Genomic DNA, 5,642 nt, shown 5'->3' with positions numbered 1-5,642 from the left:
TTTCTTGAAAGTTAACAGAAGGTTCAACACTACCTATTTTGAGTAATCACTGATGGCGTTCTTATGTTGAGTAGGAAAAATATGAGAAGTTAGCATTTGTTTTACTTCTGGTCAAGTTGGCCAGAGGTTATCCATATTAAATAACTTAAGATATTTTAGTTTTCACTTTTTTCAATCTCGTCTATGAACTCTTCAACTTTATCTTCAGCATTTTCAATAGTTGTATTCAGTCTTTTAGATATTTTTCCTTTTAAATTGTATACGCTATATTTTAATTTTTCAATCGGCTTTGTTTTATATGAACTTACTCCAATTAAAGCTAACAAGGCTCCTAGTAGAGCTCCAACAAAGAAAATATCTCTTTTATATTTATTCTGCATCCGTTTAAGTTCTTCATTTTCTATTTTCAACTGACTATATTTTCTTAATAGCATCTTCTTGATCTCCTTTTTTTAGTTTTTCAATTTTCATTTTTAGGTTCTCAATTTCTAATAATTGACTAGTAGACTTTTCTTGCAGCTCCTTAATTTCCTTATTCATCATTGCATTGTTTTTTTCAAATTCTTTACATCTTTTTCTGCTTTTCATTTTAGAAACTGTATCAAGTGAATAAACAATAACAGCTCCTATACTCGCTGATAATAAAATCACTAATGCTGCAGAAATATCCATCTTCATAAATATTAGATTAACAGGGATAGCCGCTGCGTTTAAAATCGCAAAAAATGCGATCAAAATTGAAAATAGTAATGTAATAATCATGTTTTTTTGCATCTGTACCTCCTTCCTATACTTAATATTAATACCACTTTTTTAACTTGAAAAACAATAACATTCCACCAGCAGTTGTTGCACATACAGTAATGAATACATAGAATGCGGATTTAATGTCCAAACCAGGAATATAAGAGAAATTCATACCAAATACACCTGCTAAAAATGATAATGGAATAAATATTGCAGAGAATATTGTCAACGTCATCATGATTTTATTCATATCATTGCTCACATTTGACATATGCATCTCATGTAAACTATTATTCATTTCTTTGTATGCCTTTAAAGAATCTGTTATTTGACATAAATGTTCATTAAGATCATTATAATACGGTCTCATATTTTCATGAACAAAAGACTCCTTCTGCATAAATATATATGCAATCGAATCTTTAATTGGTGTAATTGAATTGAATAAGTGTATTTGGCAATAGTTTTTTGAACAAAATGGCAAAACATTTTGAACAGTACATTCTGGTTAATAAGTTACTATTTTAAAAGTGCATTTTGCTTCCTGTGACTTGGACCATCAAAAAATAATAAATGTGAGTGGTGAACCACTCGATCAATGATGGCAGCGGTCAGTTTTTCATCAAACAAGAAGTTCTTCCAGTGGCTAAACTCGATGTTTGTGGTTATTATTAGGCTCTTTTGTTCATAACACATGCTGATAACCTCAAAGAGCAGTCGGGCACCTTCTTGATGAAGTGGAAGGTATCCCCATTCATCCAGAACCAACAAATGGGCTTTTTTAAGCTTTTTCATGAATCTTTCATATGTGTCATTTTCCCTTACCTGAATGAGTTTATTAATAAGCTCATGAACCGTAAAGAAGTATACGATTTTGATTTGCATGATAGCTTTAATTCCAAGGGCAATCCCCAAATGGGTCTTGCCTGCTCCAATATTTCCATAAAGAATCAGGTTTTCTTGGTTCTCAAGAAAATCCAAGTTTGTTATCGCACCAACAGATAGCTTTTCAGGTATCTGTACATGGCTCCAATCATAGGCTTCCAAGGTCTTTTTGACCGGGAAGTTTGCCTGCTTCATGTTTCTAGCCATAATACCTGCTTGACGCTCCTTATAGAGCTTTTCAAGAAGGTCATGGATAAACTGGTCCTTGTTTTCATAAGGCGTTGTTTCATATATATCAATAAGGTTATTGCTTAAACGAAGTTTCTTCTGATAGTTGGTAATAAGATCTTTCATTGTAGTTCACCACCAATCAGATCGTCATAATCTTCAAGGGTTACGGTGAAGTTTGGAAATGAGAGCTCCGACGCCTGTGTATGCGGTAAGTATAAGGATTGATCCTCATTCATACGGTAGTATGTTGTCCATAAAGCTTCGGGTTCCGTCACGTGCTGGTTCATATTTTCTTCAACAACTTTTGTTGCAAAGGCAAAGTCTTTTTCAATAAGACAATGTTTGAGGAAATATAAAGCATCACGTAAGTCCTCAGGATTAAGGCGTGCGGTATAGTCTTGCCAGACTTTAGGTAAGAGGTGATAGAACTCTACATACTTCAGGGCTCTTGGTCGTTTGGCCACAAGGTTTAGGAAATCTACCCAATGGGTGAATTTCTTGCCTTTGTCAAAAGATCGCCGGTGCCGTGTGATTTCCTGGTACCGCCGGTTATATATAACCAGTTCGTTGGCAAAGAACTTAACGATAACGTGTTCGCCAACATGACTTGGTGATACGGAATATTCATTATTGTCAACCTTGATATGACCGTTTTTGTAGACTCTATACTTATCTTCCTTAGCATAATCAAGAGGAATCGGATTGAAGTCGTGCATAAGATCCATTTCTTTTTCAAAGATAGCATTCAGGGTCAATGGCTTTAGCTTGTAGTGCTCACGGGTATTGTCCTTATCGCAACGATATAGGAGGTCAGCATTGTATTTATCGAGGTCGTCGATAATCGGCTCTGGTATGAAAAGATTATTCCTGAAGTAACCGACCTTGTTTTCAACCGAGCCTTTTTCATTGCCAGAGTGTGGATTACAAAAGACAATCTCGAAACCATGATGGACAGCAAACCGATGAAATCTTGGATTAGGGATAACCTTACCCTCTGAATCTTTTAACCGTAAAGCGGCAGCTGCCATTTGATCGAACCAGATCTTGCTAGGTACTTTGCCAATATGTTCAAAGATTTTTACCATACTTTGGCAAACGGCTTCCATAGTTTCGCTAAGAGTTACCTGGCAGAATCCCGCATTACTGGCAGGAAAACTCATAACGAACTCGTGAGCAGTGACTATTTTCCCATCTTGGTAGATATCGATTTCACCGAAGTCTACTTGAGCTTCACCGCCGGGGTGGTCTAAGTCAAGGAAGCATTCTCTATCGACATAGATAAGAGCCTTTTCTTCTTTGACAATGTTACGCATGGTTCTTTCACTGATTTTGCATAAGTTAGGAACTTCCTGACAAGCTCTGGCGTAAATGCGTTTGGCAGTGTGGCGTTTTTTCCTTCGTTTGTTCTTGTCCTGAAGCAATATACTTCGGACAAAGGGACGAACGAGATCAGATTTTCTTTCTTTGGTTCGAGTATAGGCAGGAGGGTTAAAATCCTCTTGATTTAGGTATTTAGTGATGGTGTTTCTGGCATGTGTTGTACGATTTTGGATTTCTGTTACAGAAAGTCCTTTATTAAAGTACATATCTCGGATATAATCTATTTGAGTAATTGTCAGCACGTCCTTTCAATCCTTTCAGGTATTTTGTCGTAACTAAAAGGATATTCGATTGTGAATGTACTGGCAATTACTTTTTAATTTGTTTTGCCATTTTGTTTAAACTTATTTTACCAAAAACAGAATAAGTAAACAAGTTCTTTTCTCATTTCATAAATTTTTTCCTTATGTTGAATATCATTTTCCAATATTTTCATTTCTAATTGTTTAAAATCAGTTGAAATATGATTGATTATTATAAAATATTGATCTATTAATGCATCCAGTAGTGTATAAAAAAGGTAATCGCTTCCTTTGTCTCTAATTTGGCCCTTTCCCTCTTTTAATCTTTCACGAATTTCATCAAAAACATCACCTGGTGTTTCTTGGAAAGTGATGACAATATTATCTTTTTGCAAAATTCCAAGATGCTCATGTATTATTTTCTTCTCATTGAGGTAGATCATTTTTAAAATTGAAAATATATAATCTCTTTTTACTTCTATTTTACTCCATTGAGATACATGGACTATATCTTCCACATCCATATGATGCATGCAAAATTTTTCGCCTATACTTTTAATTAAGTCAGCATTATTTAATCCAATTATATTAAACCAATAAGTCATATCTTGATTAAACTCGTTGTCTATCTCACTAACATTTTTTATAGTAATTTCATCTTTATTGTATTCATAACATTCAATTTTAACTTCAACATCTACATATTGCCCTGTATAAGCAATTGTACCTGGTGGTTCCCCTTTATACTCTTTCTTTCCCCGTAAAATATTAAATGGGTCATAATAATTCTTCAACTTTACCTCCTTTACTTTCAAGTCTAAAAAGCCTTCCTGTTCTAATTTTTACACGATGGAAATTTTTCCACCACCACTTTTTTTGGAAATGTACATTGCAGAATCAGCTATTTTTAATAAATCACTTGCTGTTTTTATCTCTTCGTTTATAGTTGCTATACCTATACTCAATGAGGGTTCCCAAAATTCTACAACATGATCATCTATTTTTTTAATTTTTTGGTTTAGATTTTGGCCAATTTTAATAACACCTTCTTGATCTGTATGCGAACAGATAATCACGAACTCATCACCACCAAGTCTACAAGCAATGTCTGTTTTTCTAATGTTATGACACAAAAAATCTGCAAGTATTTTTAAAACTAAATCACCTTTATCATGACCAAATTTATCATTAACTTCTTTAAATTTATCTATATCAATGAAGAGAACAGAAAATATTGTTTCATACCTTTCCCAATTTAAAATAAGTTTCTGAACTTCTTCCATTACAAATCTACGATTTGGTAAACCTGTTAAAAGATCTTGTAACAACATTTGCTTTAATTGCTCATTTGACTTTCTGAGTTCTTCAGTCCTCGCTTTTACTTTATATTCCAATTCTAGATTTTTCTTTTCTATCTCTTTATTTTTTTTAGAAACCAATCTATAAAGTACTTTTAGTGCTTTCAGTAACGGTTCTGTTGAACTTTCATCCATTTCTTCTTCCATATCATATGCTACAGATGGGGACATTTTATCATTTGATATAGAATGAATTTGCCTTACCAAACTCTTATCTGTATTTAAAATATGATAAGCTAACCACCTAATGAGATACTCCATTACTTCATTTAATTTTGCGGGACTTTCTAAGTTTGTTCTATTGCTAATAAATTTTGAAACTTCATTACTAAATTCCTTGTGTAATTTAAAGTGTTCATCACTATGACGTAGATCAACTGAGTATCTTATCATTAATTCTTCTTCAGTTTTAAAATGTTCATTAATATACTTAGAAAGATCATTTTTTATTATATTAATCAATTCAATACTAATACTTTTATTATTCACACTTATTTCGAAAAGTTCATTAATCGTTTTTACTAAGTTAAAATGCTGAGAATCTATCACAAGATTACCAGTATCAAAATCATGATCCCATTTCAATAAATACTTCCCCATTAATTGGCCCCTCTTCATAAAGTTATAATTTATAATCATTATTGATTAGTACATAATTGATGAGACTTCAAAACACTTCAAATGACAGGTTAAAAATATCTATCTACCAGAATTCTGCGTCTCTGGTTGCGCTTTCCTATGATAGTCAAATTCATATAAATCAGACTTGCTTTCTATACTATTTTATCACAAAACTCCT

7 protein-coding genes are annotated in these 5,642 nt (G+C 33.1%); all 7 read right to left on the bottom strand.

Translation table 11 applies throughout. The features are described 5' to 3' along the window. Window positions 1-155 precede the first annotated feature (155 nt). Entirely contained in the window at window positions 156-434 is a 279-nt protein-coding gene (locus JOC49_RS12770; protein WP_204665425.1) for a hypothetical protein, read from the bottom strand. Beyond that, entirely contained in the window at window positions 415-774 is a 360-nt protein-coding gene (locus tag JOC49_RS12765) for a LapA family protein (protein ID WP_204665424.1), read from the bottom strand. The genes JOC49_RS12770 and JOC49_RS12765 overlap by 20 nt, the downstream gene beginning before the upstream one ends. 25 nt (window positions 775-799) lie before the next feature. Next, on the bottom strand, window positions 800-1,231 hold the full coding sequence (locus tag JOC49_RS12760; protein ID WP_279381224.1) for a CorA family divalent cation transporter: 432 nt from the start codon (window positions 1,229-1,231) through the stop codon (window positions 800-802). 35 nt (window positions 1,232-1,266) lie between these two features. Next, window positions 1,267-1,986 (bottom strand): IS21-like element helper ATPase IstB, encoded by a 720-nt coding sequence (gene istB, locus JOC49_RS12755; RefSeq protein ID WP_204665422.1) that lies wholly within the window; start codon window positions 1,984-1,986, stop codon window positions 1,267-1,269. After that, on the bottom strand, window positions 1,983-3,449 hold the full coding sequence (gene istA / locus JOC49_RS12750; protein WP_204665421.1) for an IS21 family transposase: 1,467 nt from the start codon (window positions 3,447-3,449) through the stop codon (window positions 1,983-1,985). The genes istB and istA overlap by 4 nt, the downstream gene beginning before the upstream one ends. A 143-nt stretch (window positions 3,450-3,592) precedes the next feature. Then, window positions 3,593-4,279, bottom strand: a complete 687-nt coding sequence (locus JOC49_RS12745) for a CorA family divalent cation transporter (RefSeq protein ID WP_204665420.1) — start codon at window positions 4,277-4,279, stop codon at window positions 3,593-3,595. A 48-nt stretch (window positions 4,280-4,327) separates the two neighbouring features. Continuing rightward, on the bottom strand, window positions 4,328-5,443 hold the full coding sequence (locus tag JOC49_RS12740) for a GGDEF domain-containing protein (RefSeq protein WP_204665419.1): 1,116 nt from the start codon (window positions 5,441-5,443) through the stop codon (window positions 4,328-4,330). Window positions 5,444-5,642: the final 199 nt, after the last annotated feature.

Origin of the sequence: Fusibacter tunisiensis, assembly GCF_016908355.1 — a bacterium.
GTDB classification, from domain to species: Bacteria; Bacillota; Clostridia; order Peptostreptococcales; family Acidaminobacteraceae; genus Fusibacter_D; species Fusibacter_D tunisiensis.
The sequence above is the reverse complement of the archived record's forward strand: the minus strand, read 5'-3'. Positions and strand labels throughout refer to the sequence as shown.